This is a genomic window from Streptomyces sp. NPDC005281 (assembly GCF_040607495.1).
Taxonomy (GTDB): Bacteria; Actinomycetota; Actinomycetes; order Streptomycetales; family Streptomycetaceae; genus Streptomyces.
Genome location: NZ_JBEXGX010000001.1, coordinates 436,185 through 453,071, shown reverse-complemented (window position 1 = coordinate 453,071; position 16,887 = coordinate 436,185). Strand labels below are relative to the sequence as shown.

Sequence of the window (16,887 nt, the reverse complement as noted above, 5' to 3'; positions counted from 1 at the left end):
ACAGCCCGGTTATACGGCGGTCCGTTCCGTCCGGCGGGCCGGTGAAGCGCTGCCGAGGTCACTGCCGAGTCCGCCGTCGAGACCGTTTTCGGGGATGCCGCCGAGGCCGAAGAGGTAGGTGGCCGCGAACCCGACGGCGTACCCGGTGAGCAGACCGCCCGCGTAGATCGCCGCGGTGACGGCCAGACCCCGGTTGCCGGACAGCAGCGGGAACAGGGCCAGGCCGGAGGGGCCGATGGCCGTCGAGCCGACACGGTCGCCCAGCATCGAGAAGAAGCCGATGAAGGCGCCGCCCGCCGCGCCGCCCGCGCACGCCGTGACGAAGGGGCGGCCGAGGGGCAGGGAGACGCCGTAGATCAGGGGTTCGCCGACGCCGAGGAGACCCGCCGGGAGCGCCGATCGGATCGTCGTGCGCAGCGAGGTGTCGTGGCGCAGCCGGACGTAGACCGCGAGGGCGGCGCCGACCTGGCCCGCGCCCGCCATGGCGAGTACGGGCAGCAGGACGGTGTAGCCCTGCTGCTCGATGAGGGTCGTGTGGATGGGGATGAGGGCCTGGTGCAGGCCCAGCATCACCAGGGGGAGGAACAGGGCGCCCAGGACGAGCCCGGCGAAGGCGCCCGTGGTGGACAGCAGCCAGGCGGCGGCGGTGCCGATGGCGGCGGAGAGCTCGCCGGCCGCGTACATCAGCGCGTACAGCGTCACCAGGCCGGTCAGCAGCACGGTGAGAGTGGGGGTGATCAGCACGTCCAGGGTGGGCGGGACCCAGCGGCGGCACCACTTCTCCACGTACGTCCCGAGCAGGGCCGCGGCCAGGGCGCCCAGGACGCCGCCCTGGCCGGGGGCGAGCGCCACCCCGAGGACGGTCACCTTGGCGACACCCGCGTACACGACGACCGCGGCCACCGCGCCGCCCAGGACCGGGGTGCCGCCGAACACCTTGGCCGTGTTGTGTCCGACGAAGACGGCGATGAGCGCCATGAACCCGCCGGCGATCGCGGTCAGGGCGGGGGTGAGGCCCGTCAGCACGCCGAGGTTGATCAGCAGGCCGTTGAGTCCCGCGATCACCCCGCAGCCGATCAGGGCGGGGATCAGGGGCACGAAGACGTCCGCGATCCGCCGCAGGAACAGTTTGAGGGGGGTGGCGTTGCGGCGGGTCCTGGCGGCCCTCAGCTCGGCGCCGCGCCGGGCGAGCCGGTCCGCGCCGGTGGCCGGTCCGCAGTCGTGCGGGGCCGCCGGTCCGGCGAGGGGCCCCGGCTCGGTGCCGTGCGGGGCGAGGAGTGTCGGGGCTGTCGCCGGTTCCAGGTCCTGGGGGGCCGGGAGGGCCGGGGCGGTGGCCAGCAGCGCCTCGAACTCGGGTGTCACGCGGGCGACCGTGCCGGGGCCCAGCACGATCTGGCAGGAAGGGCCGTCCGCGACCAGGCCGAGGACGGCGGGAATGGCCCGCAGGCCCTCCTCGTCCACCAGGTCCGGGTCCCGCAGACCCAGCCGGAGCCGGGTCATGCAGTGGGCGACGGTGAGGACGTTCGCGGGGCCGCCCACGAGGGGGAGGATCGCCGCTGCTGTGGTGGAGTCCGGTGTACGCACTCCCTGAGCGTGCTGGTCAGTCGGACGCCTTCGCCAGCGCGGCGCGCAGATGGCCCTCGGACTCCTCCAGAAGGCGGGCGGCGGTGGGCCCGTCCACGCCGCCGAGGATCGTCAGGATGGCGTTCTTCACCTCACCGTCGGTGGCTGTCAGCGCGCGCTCGATCTCCTCGTCGGGGGCACCGGTGGCGAGGGCGACGATCCGGCGGGAGCGCGCCCTCAGCTTCTCGTTCGAGGCCCGTACGTCGACCATCAGGTTCCCGTACGTCTTGCCGAGCCGGATCATCGTGATCGTCGAGAGCATGTTCAGGACGAGCTTCTGCGCGGTGCCGGACTTCAGCCGGGTCGAGCCGGTGAGCAGTTCGGGGCCGACCACGACCTCGATGCCGTGGTCCGCGGCGGAGGCGAGCGCGCTGTGCGCGTTGCAGGACAGGCCGACCGTGAGCGCGCCCTGCTCGCGGGCGTGCTCGACCGCGCCGACCGCGTACGGGGTGCGGCCCGAGGCGGAGACCCCGACCACGGTGTCGTCGGACGTCAGTGCCAGTGCGTCCAGGTCGGCCGCGGCGAGGTCCCGGGAGTCCTCGGCGCCCTCGATCGAGGTGACCATGGCGGTCGGGCCGCCCGCGATCACGCCGACGACCCGGGAGGGATCGGTGTTGAACGTGGGCGGGCACTCCGAGGCGTCCAGAACGCCGAGGCGGCCCGCGGTGCCGGCGCCCGCGTAGATCAGGCGGCCGCCGCGGGACATGCGCTCCGCGATGCCGTCGATCGCGGCGGCGATGAGCGGGAGCTGCGCCGCGACGGCCGCCGGCACCGTCGTGTCCTCCCCGTTCATGAGCCGCGCGATCTCCAGGGTGGGCAGACGGTCGATCTCCGACAGTTCGGGGCGGAACGCCTCGGTGGTCAGCGTCTCCAACTCTGCTCGGAGATCACCGTAGTTGGGCGTGGAGGTCATGGGAGAGGCGGCTCTTTCCGATGAGGTATCGGTCGTGCGGAGCGGCTATCGGCCGTTGCGCGGGGAGTGGCGGTGCGCCAGGGCCTCGTACGAGGCGGACAGCGCGGGCGCGGCCGTCTCGTAGGTGCGCTGGGCGACCCCCACGAACAGACAGTCCACCACCAGCAGCTGGCTGGTGCGCGACGACATGGCCGCCGGGCGCAGTTCGCTCTCGCGGGCGGTCGAGGTGGTGAGGACGTGGTCGGCGTACTGCGTGACCGGTCCGCTCGGACGTCCGGTGATCGCCACGGTCGTCGCCCCGTGCTCGAAGGCGACCCGCAGGGGTTCGATGACGTCGCCGGTCGAGCCGGAGTGCGTGATGGCTATCGCCACGTCCTTGGCGCGCAGCTGCACCGCGCCCGTCACCGCGAGGTGCGGGTCGCTGTGCGCGTGGGCCATGAGCCCGATCCGCAGGAGTTTCTGGAGGAGGTCCTGGGCGACGAGCCCGGACGCGCCGACGCCGTAGATGTCGACGCGGCGGGCGGTGGCTATGGCGTCCACGGCGGCGCCGAGCTGGACCGTGTCGAGCGCGGCGGCGGTGTCGGCGAGGGTCTGCTGCTCGTCGTAGGCGAGTTTGGCGACGACGTCGGCGATGGGGTCGTCGACGGCTATGTCGGCGGTGACGGCGGGGGCCCGGCCCGACTGCTGCTGGGCGGCGAGTCCGGCGAGCGCGAGACGCAGGTCCCGGTATCCGGGATAGCCGAGGAGGCGTGCCGTGCGGACGACCGTGGCCTCGCTGGTGCCGGTGAGCCCGGCGAGTCCGGTGACCGTGAGGGCCGCGCAGCCGGCCGGGTCACCGGCGACGGCCTCGGCGACCCGCTGCATGGAGCGTGTCATCGAGGGGGCGAGCGTCCGCACCTTGGCCGCGAGGGCCGCGGGGGCGGGCGGCGCCCCACCCGCGAAAATTTCCTTCACGTCATTGGTCACATAATGAAAGATATTTTCCTTTGGGGCATACGGTCAAGGGTGCCCACAATGGGGACATGGATCCCACCGGCAGTCCCCTCAGCCCCCTGGAGCAGGCATTGCACACGGCACGCGCCCGTGTGCTCGCCGACCTGATCGCGGGCCAGGTGGCCGAGGCGGACGTCGTCTCCCTGGTCGAGGACTCGGTGGTGCAGCGCCGCTGGTGGGTCGAGCAGTGGCCGGAAGGTGTCGAGTTCGTCGCCGGGCTCGTGGCCCAGGACGTGCAGGACGCGCTCCTGGAGCGGCACGGACGGTGGCCGCTGTGCCCGGTGTGCACCTCCGGCGGCCCGCACGCCCTGGACGTCGAGCCCGAACTGGGCGCCGACCCCCACTGGGTGTGCCACGAGGCGGGCGTGACGATCTCCCCGGTGGGCTCGCTGAGCTCGGCGACCGGCACGAACCCGTCCTCGTGACCGTCTACATCGATCCGCCGACCTGGCCGGGGCACGGCCGGGTCTGGTCCCACCTGATCAGCGACGTCTCCTACGACGAACTGCACGCGTTCGCCGAGAGGCTGGGCGCGCCCCCGCGGGCCTTCGAGCGCGACCACTACGACATCCCCTCGCACCGCTACGCCGACGCGGTCGCCGCCGGTGCGGTGGAGGTCCACAGCCGTGAGGTCGTACGGCTGCTGCACGGGGCCGGACTGCGCCGCCGCAAGCGCGCGCGCTGAGCGGGCGGGGCCTTCTCGCGGGGTGCCCGCGGCCCGCGGGTGCTCAGGACTCGCGGACGTACAGCCGCAAGGGCTCCTCCAGACCGTGCAGTTCGCGGGCCAGCTTCTCCATGTCATCGCTCACCCTGGTGAATCCGGCGCGGGCGATGACCCGTTGGGAGGGGGCGTTGTCCCGGTCGATGGCGGCGAGCAGGATCTTGAGGTCGTCGCGGGCGAGGGCCCAGTCGGACAGGGCGCGCAGCGCCTCGGTGGCGTATCCGTGGCCGCGGGCGTTCTCCGCGAGGTCGTAGCCGACCTCGGCGCGTGCCTCCTCGTCGGGCACGCCGTGGAAGCCGATCGCGCCGACCGCGAGGCCGTCCTCACGCCGTACGAGTACGAACATCCCCCACTCCGGCCGGTGCACCCCCTTCTCGTAGGCGCCCGTGACCATCCCGGCGGCGCCCCGGGTGCCCTCGAACGGGCCGGACTCCATCCACTCGAAGCCGCCGGTGCCGCCCGCGCGCAGATCGGCGGCGGCGGCCGGGGTGACCCCCTGGAGGGTGAGCCGCTCGGCGTCGATCACCAGGTTGTTGTTCCAGCGCCACTCGGTGACCGGTTCCCGGCCCGGCAGGTCGCCGCGCCCGGTGGCCCACAGGAGCGTGCTCCACGGGGCGTCGGGTTCGGGCCGCACGTGCGGGAAGATCCGGGTGAGGACCCAGGTGCACAGCCCGGCCGGCGGCTCGTACGGCAGGCCGAGACCCTCGGCCACGTCGTGCGTGTGCAGCAGGACCTCGGCCACCCCCATCGCGGCGAAGCCCTCGCGGTTCGCGCCGCGGAACGGGTACGGATGGAAGGCGCGCACCTCGCGCGGGGTCGTACGGACGACGGCGGCGAGCAGGGCGCCGGTCGTCTCGATCACGTCGACGACCCCCGCGTTGCCTGTGCCCTCGTCCACCGTGATCTCGAAGGGCACGTACGCCGTGGCGGCCCGCCCGGCCAACTGCCCGGCGTACGCGATGAGATCACCGGCGATGTGCTCGGCGGTGCGCCGGCAGCTCCACTCCAGCCGTCCCGCCCGTACGCCCTCCCAGTCGCGTCCGGCCGCCGCCCGGAGCAGCGCGGCGCAACTCGCGACGGCTTCCTCGACCTGATCCCCGCCCGTGTCTGTCATGCGGCCGAGAATAGGACGGATCACGCCTTGGAACGTACGGGATTCTCCGCCGTTCCGGCGGGCCGTGCGGCCCGCGTACGGCGGTGCGGCCGCAGGGCCACGAGGGTCAGGCCGACGGCGGCGGCCGTCAGCACGGCGCCCACCCACGCGGTGGCCCGGTACCCGAGCCCCGCGTCGATGACGGCGCCGCCCAGCCAAGGACCCGCGGTGTTGCCCAGATTGAAGGCGGAGGTGGTGGTGGCGCCCGCCAGGGTGGGTGCGGCCGCGGCGAGTTGGAACATCCGGGCGTTCAGCGCCGGGGCGGTGCTGAAGCAGGCGACCCCGAGAAGGAAGGAGAACGGGACGGCCGCGACGGCGTACCGCCCGAGCAGGGCGAACGCGACGAGCACGACGATGTCCGCCGCCATGCCGCTCAGCAGGACCCGGAACGGATACGCGTCGGCGAAGTGCCCGCCGAGCGCCGTCCCGATGAGCGCGCCCACGCCGAACAGCGCCAGCACGGTCGGGACCCAGCTCGCGTCGAGGCGGGCGACATCGGTGAGCAGCGGGGCGAGATAACTGAAGACGCAGAAGACACCGGCCGCGGTGAGCGCGATCGTGCCGATCGACAGCCAGACCTGCCCGTCGCGGTAGACGCGCAGTTCCGCGCGCAGCCGGGGCCGCTCGCGCGGGGGCGCGATGGGCGGGACGAGGGTCACGATGCCGACGAGCGCTACGGCGGACGCCGCTGCGACGGCCCAGAACGCGGCCCGCCAGCCGAGCCCCTCGCCGAGGAAGGCGCCCGCGGGCACACCCAGCACGTTCGCGATCGACAGGCCGCCGATCATCACGGCCAGTGCCCGCGCCCGCGAGGTCGCCGGCACCGCTGCGACGGCCACGGCCGCGCCGACCGCCCAGAAGCCCGCGCAGGCCAGGGCGCTGACGACACGTGAGGCGAAGAGCACGGTGTAGCCGGGCGCGAGGGCTCCGACCAGCTGGCCGAGCCCGAAGACCGCGATCAGGGAAACGAGGGTGGTCCGCCTCGGCAGGCGCAGGGTGGCCACGGCGAGCAGCGGCGCGCCGACGACCATGCCGATCGCGAACGCCGAGATCAGCAGACCCGCCCGCGGGATCGTCACGCCCATGTCCCGCGCGATGGACGGCAGCAGACCCGAGAGCATGAACTCGCTGGTGCCGAGGGCGAAGACGGACAGGGCGAGGACGTAGACGGACAGGGGCATACGGGGCCGGTCGCGGCCCGGTGCGAAGTCGGGGTCGATGTCCGGTTCGACGTCCGGGGCGGAGCCGGAGGCGGAGGTTCGGGTGGGCGCGGGTATGTCCGGCTTCAGGGGACCGGGGCTCGGAGGCATACCTCCTTCGTACGGGGTCGGGCGCCCGCCGTCGAACCCGTTTCCCGCTTCGGCCCCGGCCGTCATGCCTGCGTCAGCGCCGCCAGTTCGTCCTCCATGTTCCGGCGGGCCGGCTCCGTCCAGACGCGTTCCCCGTACGGGGTCCTGAACAGCCGTGGGAGATCGAGGAGTTGGCGCAGTACGGCCGCCCGGCCCACACGGAAGGCGTCGTCGGGGACGAAGGCGTACTCCTCGCGGACGGCGGCGGTGTAGGCGGCGTACGCGGCCGGGGGCGAGGCCAGGATCGCGAGGTCCGCGTCGCACAGGACGGCGCCGGCGGTGTCGTCGTCGGCTGGGTCGTGGGTGACGGTGAGCCGCACCAGCCGGGCGACCTCGGCCGTGCGCTCCGGGGCGACGCCCAGTTCGGCCAGCGCGCGTTCGGCGAGCCGGGCGGAGCGCTCCTCGTTCTCCGAGCGGTCGGGGAGGTACACGGCGTCGTGGAACCAGGCGGCCAGGCGCACGGCGGCCGGATCGTCGGCACGCTCCCCGTGGGCCTCCAGTACGCCGATGTGGTCGAGGACCGCGAGGAGGTGGTCGGTGGTGTGGTACCGGCGCCGGGGTTCGGCCCAGCGGTCCAGGAGGTTCGCCCCGTAGGGCTCCGGCGCGGGGCCGGACCCGTCGCCGTCGCGCGCGGCCAGGACGGTGTCCGCCCAGCGCTTCGTCAGCTCCGCGCGGGCGGGGTGGCGGTTGCTCTCTGCTGCCATGGCGCCATTGTCCCCGTCGGTGGACGGTCGCCGCCGCGGGAGGGCTGCCGCCGCCGGCCGGCTCAGGGGCGCCGGTCGTGGGGCTGTCCGTGCTGCCCGATGTCGGCCGGGCCGGGGCGGGTCCGGGAGCGGAAGGTGCGGCGGTAGGCGTCCGGGGGCACGCCGACCGTGCGGTTGAAGTGCCGGCGCAGCGTCGTCCCGGTTCCCATGCCGGTGGCCGCCGCGATGGTGTCGACACCGGCGTCGGTGGTCTCCAGCAACTCCTGCGCGTGGCGTATCCGTTGGGTCAGCAGCCACTGGAGGGGGGTGGTGCCGGTCACCGACCTGAAGTGCCGTCCCAGGTTGCGTGAGCTCATCCGCGCCCGGCGGGCCATGTCCTCCACGGTCAGCGGGCGGTCCAGCCGCTCGATCACCCAGGGGAACAGCTCGGCCAGCGGGTGGTGGTCGGGGGCGGGCACCGGGGTGCTGACGAACTGGGCCTGGCCGCCGTCCCGGTGCGGGGGCACGACCAGGTTGCGGGCGACGGTGTTGGCGACCGACGAGCCGTGGTCGAGGCGGACGAGGTGCAGGCACAGGTCCATGGCGGCGGCCTTGCCGGCCGAGGTGAGCACGCTGCCGTCGTCCACGTAGAGGACGTCCGGGTCCACCATCACCCGGGGATGGCGGGTGGCCAGGGCCCGGGTGTGCGCCCAGTGCGTGGTCGCCCGCTTCCCGTCCAGCAGCCCCGCGGCGGCCAGGACGAACGCGCCGGTGCAGAGAGAGGCCACGCGGGCGCCCGCCTCGTGGGCCGCGCACACCGCGTCGAGCAGGGCGGCGGGCGGCTCCCGGTCGATGTCGGCCCAGCCCGGGACGATCACCGTGTCGGCGTACGGGAGCCGGTCGAAGCCGTGGTCGGGTTCCAGCCGGAACGGGCCGACCCGCACGGGCCCGGGCCCGCAGAGCGACAGGTCGTACCAGGGGCCCTTCACGGCGTCCGGCGCGGAACCGAACACCTCGCAGGCCAGGGCTAGTTCGAAGTGCAGCATCCCGTCGGTGACGGCCAGCGCGACAGAGGTCATGTCCGGAATTGTATGGGGCCTGGCGTTCCGGACACTCGTGTGAGGTGCCCGCGCTCGCCAGGATGTCCGTGACGGATCAAGGCAGTTCACTTCGAGCACGGGAGAGAACCCATGGAGTCGGGTCAGACGGTGACGGTGTTCGGCGCGTACGGACACACCGGACGGTTCGTGGTGGAGGAACTGCTGGAGCGCGGGTTCACCCCCGTCCTCTCCGGCCGGGACGCCGGGAAGCTGAAGGAACTTGCCTCCTCACGACCGGACGTGGAAGTCCGCCCGGCCTCGGTCGACGACCCGGCCTCGCTCGACCACGCGCTGGCCGGCGCCGCGGCGGTGATCAACTGCGCCGGGCCCTTCGCCACGACGGCCGCCCCCGTGATCGAGGCGGCCCTGCGTGCCGGCATCCCGTACGTGGACGTGGCGGCCGAGATCGAGGCCAACCTCGACACGTTCACGCAGTTCGCGGAGCGGGCGCGGGCCGCGGGAACGGTGATCGTCCCGGCGATGGCCTTCTACGGCGGTCTGGGCGACCTGCTGGCCACCGCCGCGATGGGCGAGTGGACGGCGGCCGACGAGGCGCACATCGCGTACGGGCTGAGTGGCTGGCACCCCACCGCCGGGACGCGTGCCGCGGGCGCGGTCTCCCGGGAGCGGCGCGGCGGTCGGCGTGTCCTCTACACGAAGGGGCGGTTGGAGTACCGCCAGGACTCCCCGCCCGCCCTGGAGTGGCCGTTCCCCGATCCGATGGGCCCGCGTGCCGTCATCGGGGAGTTCTCGATGGCCGACGTGGTCACCGTGCCCAGCCACCTCGACGTACCCGAGGTGCGCACGTACATGACCGTGGAGGCGGCCGGGGAACTGGCGGCCCCGGACACCCCGGCTCCGCGCGCGGTCGACGGGCGGGGGCGGAGCGGGCAGACCTTCGTCGTCGACGTCGTCGTGCGCGCCGGGGGCAGCGAACGGCGGGCCGTGGCCAGGGGCCAGGACATCTACGCCGTCACCGCGCCGCTCGTGGTGGAAGCGGTCGACCGCATCCTCACGGGACGCACCCGGACGGTCGGTGTCGCCTCCGCCGGCGAGATCTTCGACGCCCCCGACTTCCTCCGCACGCTGTCCCCGCACATCTCCTTCGAACTGCGCGGATAGCGGGGTGCGCGGTGCTGTCGGCCGGACGGTGGCGTTCGTGGTGGGTGGGGGCGCCCCGGACACCGCCGTGGCCGCCGGAACGGCCGCGCCCCACCCGCGTCGTCGCCATGCACCACCCGGGCCGGAGTCCGATCAGGTGGCCGATGGGCCCGGTGCTTCTCGCCGACGCCCCCGCCCGCGTACTCTTGGATTGGACTAGACCTATAGCGGCCCAAAGGAAGAGGTCCGATGAGTGAGCGGAAGAGCGCGGTCCTGGAGGTGATCGCCCTCGGCGTGGAGGACGCGGTCGCCGCTCAGGCCGGCGGTGCGGACCGGCTGGAGCTGGTCACGGACATGGCGGCCGACGGGCTGACCCCGTCGGTGGAGGCCTTCGCCGGGATCCGTGCCTCCGTCGACATCGCGCTGCGCGTCATGCTGCGCCTGTCCGACGGCTTCTCGGCGGGCGGAGCGGCGGGCGTCGACGCCCTCGTGCGGGCCGCGGCCGAATTGCGCGACGCGGGCGCGGACGAGTTCGTGCTCGGTTTCCTCGACGAGCACGGTGGCCCCGACCTGGCCGCCGTCGAGCGGATCGTCGCCGAACTGGACGGCTGCCGCTGGACGTTCCACCGTGCGATCGACCGCGCCGCCGACCGTGACGCCCTGCGCAAGCAGCTTGCGGACCTGCCCGGCCTCGACGCCTATCTGACCGCCGGGTCCCCGGCGGGTGTCGACGACGGGCTCTCCGTCCTCGCGGCCGAGGCCGCTCGCGGGGCCGAACCGGGGTACGAGCCGAGGATCATGGTCGGCGGCGGTCTGCGCCTCGACCATCTGCCGGAGCTGCGCGCGGCGGGCCTCGACGCCTTCCACATCGGCGGTGCCGCCCGTCCCGAAGGCTGGGCCGGACCGGTCTCCGCCGAGTCGGTACGGGAGTGGCGGACCGCCGTCGACGCGTAGGGCGCCCGGGGCGACGCGAGGGCGCCCCTGGGGGATGCGCGGGACACCGTCCGCCTCGGGGGCTGCGGCGCGGTTCCCTCTTGAGGTGCGGCGGCTGTCGCCCTCTGTCGATGCGTCGTGGCGGCTGCCGTCACTCGGCGAGTGGCGGTTGTTGCCACCCGGCGTGCGGCTGCTGCTGTCCCTCCTGACGTGCGGCGGCCGATGTCCCCTGGCGCGTGGCGGTCGCCGTTCTCGTGGGGCCGTCTCGCTCGGTCGATCCGGTGCGGCAGGTCACGGATCCATCTCCGCAACGTAGTTGTTGTGTTGTGAGAGTCACGAGGCGATCAGCGGGCCGCTTTTTGCGTGCATATTTGATCGCGGCCCGATCGCCCGGGCCATGACAATCACACATGTGTGCGCGCCGGTGACAGCGGTGCGGCAGCACAGCAGCCTCAGGGGGACAGGGCTTCATGCCATCCATACGCAGCCGCACGCTCGCGGCAGCCGCGGCCGTGATCGCGGCCGTCATGATCACCACCACGGCCTGTGACAGCAAGAAGGACGACGCGGGGGCCTCCGCCCGGCCCTCGGCGTCCGCCCAGGCCGGCAAGGGTGTCGACACCGGTCAGGACGACGGCTCCGTCTCGATCGGCGGCTACAAGCTCCCCGACGGCATTCCCACCGAACTCAGCGGCGCCGCCCTGGACAAGTGGAAGAACGGGGGGTGGCAGGACTACAGCCACTGGGCCGCCAAGGCGGAGGACTTCGCCAACCCGTACATCAAGGACTTCTGGTCGCCGGAGAAGATGGCCGAGGCGAAGGCCAGCATCCCGGTCGCCCAGGCGGGCAGCACCAGTTCGGGCTCGGGCAGCGGTGCCACCTCCTACCTGCCCGACGGCAGGGTGACGAAGCAGACCGCCGCCAAGGTCAGGGGCACCTACCACCACTACGCGCCGCCCGTCGGCAAGATGTTCTTCTCCTCGCCCCAGGGCAACATGGTCTGCTCGGCCGCCGTCGTCACCGACCCGGCGCACCCCGGCAAGTCCAACCTGGTGTGGACCGCGGGCCACTGCGTGCACGCGGGCAAGGGCGGCGGCTGGTACCGCAACATCGCCTTCGTCCCCTCGTACAACAACAGCGCGAGCCTGAGCAGTCGTCAGATCACCGATCCGCGCGCCAAGTCGGTCTCCCCGTACGGCGTCTGGTGGGCCGACTGGGCCACGACCTCCTCCCAGTGGATGAAGGGCGGCGCACACACGGGCAACGCGGCCTCCGGGTACGACTACGCCGTGCTCCACGTCAAGCCCGAGAACGGCGGCAAGTCCCTTCAGGAGCAGCTCGGTTCGGCTCTGCCGGTGTGGTTCGGCGCGCCTGCCGCCAACAAGGTCAAGTCCATGAAGGTCCGCGGCTACCCGGCCGAGGCGCCCTACGACGGCTCGAAGATGTACGACTGCCACGGCGCCACCAAGCGGTTCGTGCTCGCGAGCAGCGTCCCCGCCCAGTTCATGATCGGCTGCACGATGAACGGCGGTGCGTCCGGCGGCCCTTGGTTCATGAGCCACAACGGCCGGACCTATCTGGTCTCCAACAACTCCCTGAGCGACCGCAAGACGTTCATCACCGGGCCGCACCTCGGCGACAACGCCAAGCAGGTCTACCTGGCGACCAGCAGGAAGTTCAACTAGGGCTCCACGCCCGACCGTCGACGGCCCCCGGCTTCAGCGCCGGGGGCCGTCGACGTCCGGGCAGGAAGCCGACGGCCCGGTGGGCCGGTCAGGCCGGTGAGCCCGGTCCGGCCGGCTCGGCCAGTTCGGCCGGGAGCGGCGCCGCGTGCGTCACGATCAGCCCCGACACCGCGCGGGTGAGCGCCACGTACAGGCGGCGCAGCCCGGTGCGCTCGTCCGGCTCGCCGTCCACGACCGCGTCCGGCTCGTCCAGGACCACGTAGTCGTACTCCAGGCCCTTGGCGAGCGAGGCCGGCACCAGGGTCAGCCGGGTCTCGGCCGTCGTCTCCTCGCCCGGACCGATATATGTCCGCCCGGCCGCCGTCAGTGCCTCGGCGAGCACGGGGATCCGGGCGTCGGCGGCGATCAGCCCGACCGATCCCTCGTGCCCCAGCAACTCCTCGACCGCGGCCACGACTTCGGCGTCCCCGGTGCTCGCGCGCACCTCGAAGAAGCCCGGGTTCTCCCGTACCGAGGCGACCGGCGCGAGACCGGGCGCGATGTGCGGCAGCAGCCGTGAGGCGTAGGTGATGACGTCCGTGGGGACGCGGAAGCCCGCCGTCAGCTCCTCGACGACCGCGTCGCCCTTGCCCAGATGGGCCAGCGCCTCCGCCCAGCTCCGGGTCGCCCACGGGGTCGTCCCCTGCGCCAGGTCGCCGAGCACCGTCGCCGAGCCCGTCGTGCAGCGCCGCCCCACCGCGCGGTACTGCATCGGCGACAGGTCCTGCGCCTCGTCGAGCACCACGTGCCCGAGCGAGTGCGTGCGCTGGACCAGGTCGGTCGCCTCGTCGATCAGCACGGCGTCGGCGGCCGACCACTTCGCGGACTTCACGCCGCGCACCGGCCTGTCCCAGAGGATCTCCTTCCGCTCGCCCTCGTCCAGCAGCCCCTCCGAGTGCGCGGCCAGGAACTCCGCGTCGGACAGCAGCCGGAGCACGAGCTTCGCGGGGTCGACCTGCGGCCAGATCGCCTTCACGGCGGCCTTCACGGCGGCGTTGCGGGCGACGGCGTCCTGCACCCGGTCGTCGGGCGCCTCCCCGGAGCGTTCCATCTGGACCAGCACGGCGTGCGCGATCCGCTGCGGAAGGGCCTGGTGGGCCGCGCCGTACCGGATGTCCCGGCCGAGCAGCTCCCGGACGATCTCCTCGAGTTCGTACGCCGGGACGCGCCAGCGGCGTGATCCCCTGACCACCACCACCGGCTCGGTCGGGATCGTCACGTGCGAGCGCAGGGCCCGGCGCAGCACCTGGGCCATCCGGGCGTCGCCCTTGAGCACGGCCGCGGTCGCGTCGTCGCCGCCGCGCACCTCGACATGGGCGACGAGATCGTCGACGGTGGCCTGCTTGACCTCCAGCTCACCGAGGGCGGGCAGAACCTGCTCGATGTAGTGCAGGAAGGACTTGTTCGGCCCGATCACCAGGGTGCCGGTGCGGGCGAGCCGCTCCCGGTGCGCGTACAGCAGATACGCGACCCGGTGCAGGCCGACGGCGGTCTTCCCGGTGCCGGGGCCTCCCTGCACACAGACCGAACCGGACAGGCCGGACCGTACGATCTCGTCCTGCTCCGGCTGGATGGTCGCGACGATGTCGCGCATCGGGCCGACGCGCGGGCGCTCGATCTCCTGCTGGAGCAGCTTGCTGGTGGCGGCGGTCTCGGCGGGGTCGGAGAGGTGCTCGTCCTCGTAGGCCGTGAGGTCGCCGCCGGTGTAGCCGAAGCGGCGGCGCAGCCCGATGTCCATCGGGTCCTTCTTCGAGGCCCGGTAGAACGGCTGGGACACCGGCGCGCGCCAGTCGATGACCATCGGGTCGCCGCCGGCGTCGTGGACATGCCGACGGCCGATGTAGAAGCGCTCGCCCTCGGCGCCCTCCGCCAGGTCGGAGCCCGGGGCGTGCAGATAGTCGAGCCGCCCGAAGAACAGCGGGGTGTGGCTGAGGTCGGCGAGGGCCTTGATGCGCTCGGTGATCTGCCGGTGCAGCACCTCGGCGTTCACCCAGTTCGCGGTGACGTCGCGGATGTCGAGGTTCTCGGCGTCCTCGCGCATCGCGCGCAGTGCCGAACGGGACTGGGTGAGGTGGGAGCGCTCTCGGGAGAGGGGATCGCCGGACTCGGACTGCGTGCCGGACGGACCGTCGGACAGGGTGGACACGGGGAATTGCCTCCGGGGAAACCTGCTGCGGGGTGTGCGGGAGTGCTGTGCGAGTGACGCAGAGCGTGACTCTCTGCGGATTTCGTTGGGAATCCGGCCGGAATCCGTGCGGAATCCGGTGTGACTCCAGATGCCGTCCGGTTTCCGTCCGGACGGCGGCACTCCGTGGAGGGAGGCGGGCAAGAGCGAAGATTCTAGGCCAGAGACAGATGCGGGGGCCAATGGTTTTCCGGTGCGGGCCCGCCGTATCGGGGTCGGGCCCGGGGAACCCTAGGGGTCGGTGTCCGCCGTGAGGCGTACGGCGGGGGGCCCGGAGCCGTACCTGAGAGGTGGCGAGGTTCGGTCCACAGACCGACGCCGTTCGAGGCGGAGGGTCGCACCATGGAGATATGAGCGCAGCCACTTTCACCCCAGGACCTGCCCATCCCGGGCCCGTCGCGCGCGGTGCGACGGCCGTCACCTCCACCCGCCACCGTCACCCTCTCGGCGACGCCCTGCGCGCCGTCAAGGTGTACGCCCGAGCCGCGGTCGGCGTCGTCATCCTCGGCGAATACGGCGAGGAAGCGGGCGTCCACCACCGCTGACGCGACGCCCGCCCTCTTCCATCGGGGACCGCCCCCGGTTCGGCGACCGCAGCCCGGCCCCGGCGACCGGACCGCCCCGGCGACCGCCGGCGGACGGCCCGGCCTCATCGGCCCTACCCGTACCCGGGGCTCCGCCCCGGAGCCCGCTCCTCACACGCCGGAGGGGCCGGCCTTCAGCTCAGCACCTCGTCGGCGTCCATGATCCGGTAGGCGTAGCCCTGTTCCGCCAGGAAGCGCTGGCGGTGGGCGGCGAAGTCCTGGTCGATCGTGTCGCGGGCGACGACCGAGTAGAAGTGGGCCTTGTGGCCGTCGGCCTTCGGGCGCAGCACGCGGCCCAGGCGCTGGGCCTCCTCCTGGCGGGAGCCGAAGGTGCCCGAGACCTGGATGGCCACCGTGGCCTCCGGCAGGTCGATCGAGAAGTTGGCGACCTTGGACACGACGAGCACGCTGATCTCGCCCTCCCGGAACGCGTCGAACAGCTTCTCCCGCTGGGCGTTGCTGGTCTCACCCTTGATGACGGGCGCGTTCAGGTGCTCGCCCAGCTCGTCGAGCTGGTCGATGTACTGGCCGATCACGAGGATCTGCTGCCCCGCGAACCTGCGCACCAGTGCCTCGGTCACCTTCCGCTTGGTCGCGGTCGTGGCGCAGAAGCGGTACTTCTCCTCGGCCTCGGCGGTGGCGTACGCGAGCCGCTCGGAGTCGGTGAGGTTCACCCGTACCTCGACACAGTCGGCCGGCGCGATGTAACCCTGCGCCTCGATCTCCTTCCAGGGCGCGTCGAACCGCTTGGGCCCGATGAGCGAGAAGACGTCCGACTCGCGCCCGTCCTCCCGGACCAGCGTGGCGGTCAGCCCCAGCCGGCGCCTGGCCTGGAGGTCGGCGGTGAACTTGAAGACCGGGGCGGGCAGCAGATGGACCTCGTCGTAGAGGATCAGGCCCCAGTCGCGGGAGTCGAAGAGCTCCAGGTGCGGGTAGACGCCCTTCCGCCGGGTCGTCAGCACCTGGTAGGTGGCGATGGTGACCGGGCGGATCTCCTTGCGGGTGCCGCTGTACTCGCCGATCTCGTCCTCGGTCAGCGAGGTCCGCTTGACCAGCTCGTGCTTCCACTGCCGGGCGGAGACGGTGTTGGTGACGAGGATGAGCGTGGTCGCCTTGGCCTGGGCCATGGCCCCGGCCCCGACGAGCGTCTTGCCGGCGCCGCAAGGCAGTACGACCACACCGGACCCGCCGTGCCAGAAGTTCTCCACGGCCTGCCGCTGGTAGGGCCGCAGCGCCCAGCCGTTCTCGTCCAGCTCGATGGCGTGCGCCTCGCCGTCCACGTACCCGGCGAGGTCCTCGGCGGGCCAGCCCAGCTTCAGCAGCGTCTGCTTGATCTGGCCGCGCTCGGAGGGGTGCACGGCCACGGTGTCGGGGTCGATCCGGTTGCCGACGAGCGGAGCGACGCGCTTGGAGCGCAGCACCTCTTCGAGGACGGGCCGGTCGGTGGTGGTCAGGACGAGCCCGTGGGTCGGATGCTTGCTCAGCGTCAGCCGGCCGTAGCGGTCCATCGTCTCGGCGATGTCCACCAGCAGTGCGTGCGGGACGGGATAGCGGCTGAACTCCACCAGCGCGTCCACGACCTGCTCGGCGTCGTGCCCGGCGGCCCGCGCGTTCCACAGGCCGAGCGGCGTCACTCGGTAGGTGTGGATGTGCTCGGGGGCCCGCTCCAGCTCGGCGAAGGGGGCGATGACCCGACGGCAGGCGTCGGCCAGCTCGTGATCGACTTCCAGCAGGAGTGTCTTGTCGGACTGGACGATTAGGGGTCCGTTCACGCTGTCCCTTTCTGCGTGGCGGCACCCGGCGCGGATGCTCGGCCAAACGTCCA

General features: G+C 72.7%; 15 protein-coding genes. 6 read left to right on the top strand and 9 right to left on the bottom strand.

All coding sequences use genetic code 11. The features are described 5' to 3' along the window. Positions 1 to 9 precede the first annotated feature (9 nt). Genes ABZV42_RS01920 through ABZV42_RS01910 form a run of 3 tightly spaced genes read right to left on the bottom strand, consistent with a single transcriptional unit; the run spans position 10 to position 3,502 of the window. Positions 10 to 1,584, bottom strand: coding sequence for a PTS transporter subunit EIIC (locus tag ABZV42_RS01920; RefSeq protein ID WP_355977551.1), 1,575 nt, complete (start codon positions 1,582 to 1,584; stop codon positions 10 to 12). A gap of 16 nt (positions 1,585 to 1,600) precedes the next feature. Next, a complete protein-coding gene (murQ, locus tag ABZV42_RS01915) occupies positions 1,601 to 2,536 on the bottom strand; it encodes an N-acetylmuramic acid 6-phosphate etherase (protein WP_356050648.1) in 936 nt (311 codons plus the stop codon). A 45-nt stretch (positions 2,537 to 2,581) separates the two neighbouring features. Continuing rightward, positions 2,582 to 3,502, bottom strand: coding sequence for a MurR/RpiR family transcriptional regulator (locus ABZV42_RS01910; protein ID WP_355977556.1), 921 nt, complete (start codon positions 3,500 to 3,502; stop codon positions 2,582 to 2,584). A 56-nt stretch (positions 3,503 to 3,558) separates the two neighbouring features. Between ABZV42_RS01910 and ABZV42_RS01905 the strand changes: the two genes are divergently transcribed. Both ABZV42_RS01905 and ABZV42_RS01900 read left to right on the top strand, forming a co-directional pair. Further along, complete coding sequence (locus ABZV42_RS01905; RefSeq protein WP_355977559.1) at positions 3,559 to 3,954, top strand: hypothetical protein; 396 nt, start codon at positions 3,559 to 3,561, stop codon at positions 3,952 to 3,954. Further along, entirely contained in the window at positions 3,951 to 4,214 is a 264-nt protein-coding gene (locus ABZV42_RS01900) for a DUF4031 domain-containing protein (protein WP_355977561.1), read from the top strand. The genes ABZV42_RS01905 and ABZV42_RS01900 overlap by 4 nt, the downstream gene beginning before the upstream one ends. A gap of 43 nt (positions 4,215 to 4,257) precedes the next feature. Here ABZV42_RS01900 and ABZV42_RS01895 read toward each other — a convergent pair whose 3' ends face one another. The 4 genes from ABZV42_RS01895 to ABZV42_RS01880 all read right to left on the bottom strand — a co-directional run bounded on the left by ABZV42_RS01895 (position 4,258) and on the right by ABZV42_RS01880 (position 8,514). Continuing rightward, positions 4,258 to 5,364: a GNAT family N-acetyltransferase gene (locus ABZV42_RS01895; protein WP_355977563.1), complete on the bottom strand. Its 1,107-nt coding sequence runs from the start codon at positions 5,362 to 5,364 to the stop codon at positions 4,258 to 4,260. 20 nt (positions 5,365 to 5,384) lie between these two features. Beyond that, positions 5,385 to 6,584: a Cmx/CmrA family chloramphenicol efflux MFS transporter gene (locus ABZV42_RS01890; protein WP_356050708.1), complete on the bottom strand. Its 1,200-nt coding sequence runs from the start codon at positions 6,582 to 6,584 to the stop codon at positions 5,385 to 5,387. Positions 6,585 to 6,775: 191 nt separating this feature from the next. After that, positions 6,776 to 7,456, bottom strand: coding sequence for a hypothetical protein (locus ABZV42_RS01885; RefSeq protein ID WP_356050647.1), 681 nt, complete (start codon positions 7,454 to 7,456; stop codon positions 6,776 to 6,778). Positions 7,457 to 7,518: 62 nt separating this feature from the next. Next, positions 7,519 to 8,514 carry a helix-turn-helix domain-containing protein gene (locus tag ABZV42_RS01880; RefSeq protein WP_356050646.1) on the bottom strand — a complete coding sequence of 332 codons (996 nt, stop codon included), beginning with the start codon at positions 8,512 to 8,514 and terminating at the stop codon, positions 7,519 to 7,521. Between the two features lie 111 nt (positions 8,515 to 8,625). Between ABZV42_RS01880 and ABZV42_RS01875 the strand changes: the two genes are divergently transcribed. The 3 genes from ABZV42_RS01875 (at position 8,626) to ABZV42_RS01865 (ending at position 12,254) form a co-directional block, all read left to right on the top strand. After that, complete coding sequence (locus ABZV42_RS01875; protein WP_355977572.1) at positions 8,626 to 9,657, top strand: saccharopine dehydrogenase NADP-binding domain-containing protein; 1,032 nt, start codon at positions 8,626 to 8,628, stop codon at positions 9,655 to 9,657. 228 nt (positions 9,658 to 9,885) lie between these two features. After that, complete coding sequence (locus ABZV42_RS01870) at positions 9,886 to 10,590, top strand: copper homeostasis protein CutC (protein ID WP_355977575.1); 705 nt, start codon at positions 9,886 to 9,888, stop codon at positions 10,588 to 10,590. Between the two features lie 449 nt (positions 10,591 to 11,039). Then, positions 11,040 to 12,254, top strand: a complete 1,215-nt coding sequence (locus ABZV42_RS01865) for a hypothetical protein (protein WP_355977578.1) — start codon at positions 11,040 to 11,042, stop codon at positions 12,252 to 12,254. A gap of 88 nt (positions 12,255 to 12,342) precedes the next feature. Here the strand turns inward: ABZV42_RS01865 and ABZV42_RS01860 are convergent, their stop codons facing one another. Then, positions 12,343 to 14,334: an ATP-binding domain-containing protein gene (locus ABZV42_RS01860; protein WP_356050706.1), complete on the bottom strand. Its 1,992-nt coding sequence runs from the start codon at positions 14,332 to 14,334 to the stop codon at positions 12,343 to 12,345. A gap of 494 nt (positions 14,335 to 14,828) precedes the next feature. Between ABZV42_RS01860 and ABZV42_RS01855 the strand changes: the two genes are divergently transcribed. Further along, the gene (locus ABZV42_RS01855) at positions 14,829 to 15,023 is read left to right on the top strand and encodes a hypothetical protein (RefSeq protein WP_355977580.1); all 195 of its coding nucleotides are present in this window, start codon (positions 14,829 to 14,831) and stop codon (positions 15,021 to 15,023) included. Positions 15,024 to 15,196: 173 nt separating this feature from the next. On the opposite strand, the gene ABZV42_RS01850 is transcribed toward ABZV42_RS01855, so the two are convergent. Continuing rightward, on the bottom strand, positions 15,197 to 16,834 hold the full coding sequence (locus ABZV42_RS01850) for a DNA repair helicase XPB (protein WP_355977583.1): 1,638 nt from the start codon (positions 16,832 to 16,834) through the stop codon (positions 15,197 to 15,199). Positions 16,835 to 16,887 lie beyond the last annotated feature (53 nt).

What these genes read in the sequence shown, in the direction of transcription:
- ABZV42_RS01890 (WP_356050708.1), bottom strand. Translation starts at nt 6,584, where the DNA reads ATGCCCCTGTCCGTCTACGTCCTCGCCCTGTCCGTCTTCGCCCTCGGC.
- ABZV42_RS01880 (WP_356050646.1), bottom strand. Translation starts at nt 8,514, where the DNA reads ATGACCTCTGTCGCGCTGGCCGTCACCGACGGGATGCTGCACTTCGAA.
- ABZV42_RS01875 (WP_355977572.1), top strand. Translation starts at nt 8,626, where the DNA reads ATGGAGTCGGGTCAGACGGTGACGGTGTTCGGCGCGTACGGACACACC.
- ABZV42_RS01905 (WP_355977559.1), top strand. Translation starts at nt 3,559, where the DNA reads ATGGATCCCACCGGCAGTCCCCTCAGCCCCCTGGAGCAGGCATTGCAC.
- ABZV42_RS01885 (WP_356050647.1), bottom strand. Translation starts at nt 7,456, where the DNA reads ATGGCAGCAGAGAGCAACCGCCACCCCGCCCGCGCGGAGCTGACGAAG.
- ABZV42_RS01860 (WP_356050706.1), bottom strand. Translation starts at nt 14,334, where the DNA reads ATGCGCGAGGACGCCGAGAACCTCGACATCCGCGACGTCACCGCGAAC.
- ABZV42_RS01870 (WP_355977575.1), top strand. Translation starts at nt 9,886, where the DNA reads ATGAGTGAGCGGAAGAGCGCGGTCCTGGAGGTGATCGCCCTCGGCGTG.
- ABZV42_RS01855 (WP_355977580.1), top strand. Translation starts at nt 14,829, where the DNA reads ATGAGCGCAGCCACTTTCACCCCAGGACCTGCCCATCCCGGGCCCGTC.
- murQ (WP_356050648.1), bottom strand. Translation starts at nt 2,536, where the DNA reads ATGACCTCCACGCCCAACTACGGTGATCTCCGAGCAGAGTTGGAGACG.
- ABZV42_RS01895 (WP_355977563.1), bottom strand. Translation starts at nt 5,364, where the DNA reads ATGACAGACACGGGCGGGGATCAGGTCGAGGAAGCCGTCGCGAGTTGC.
- ABZV42_RS01865 (WP_355977578.1), top strand. Translation starts at nt 11,040, where the DNA reads ATGCCATCCATACGCAGCCGCACGCTCGCGGCAGCCGCGGCCGTGATC.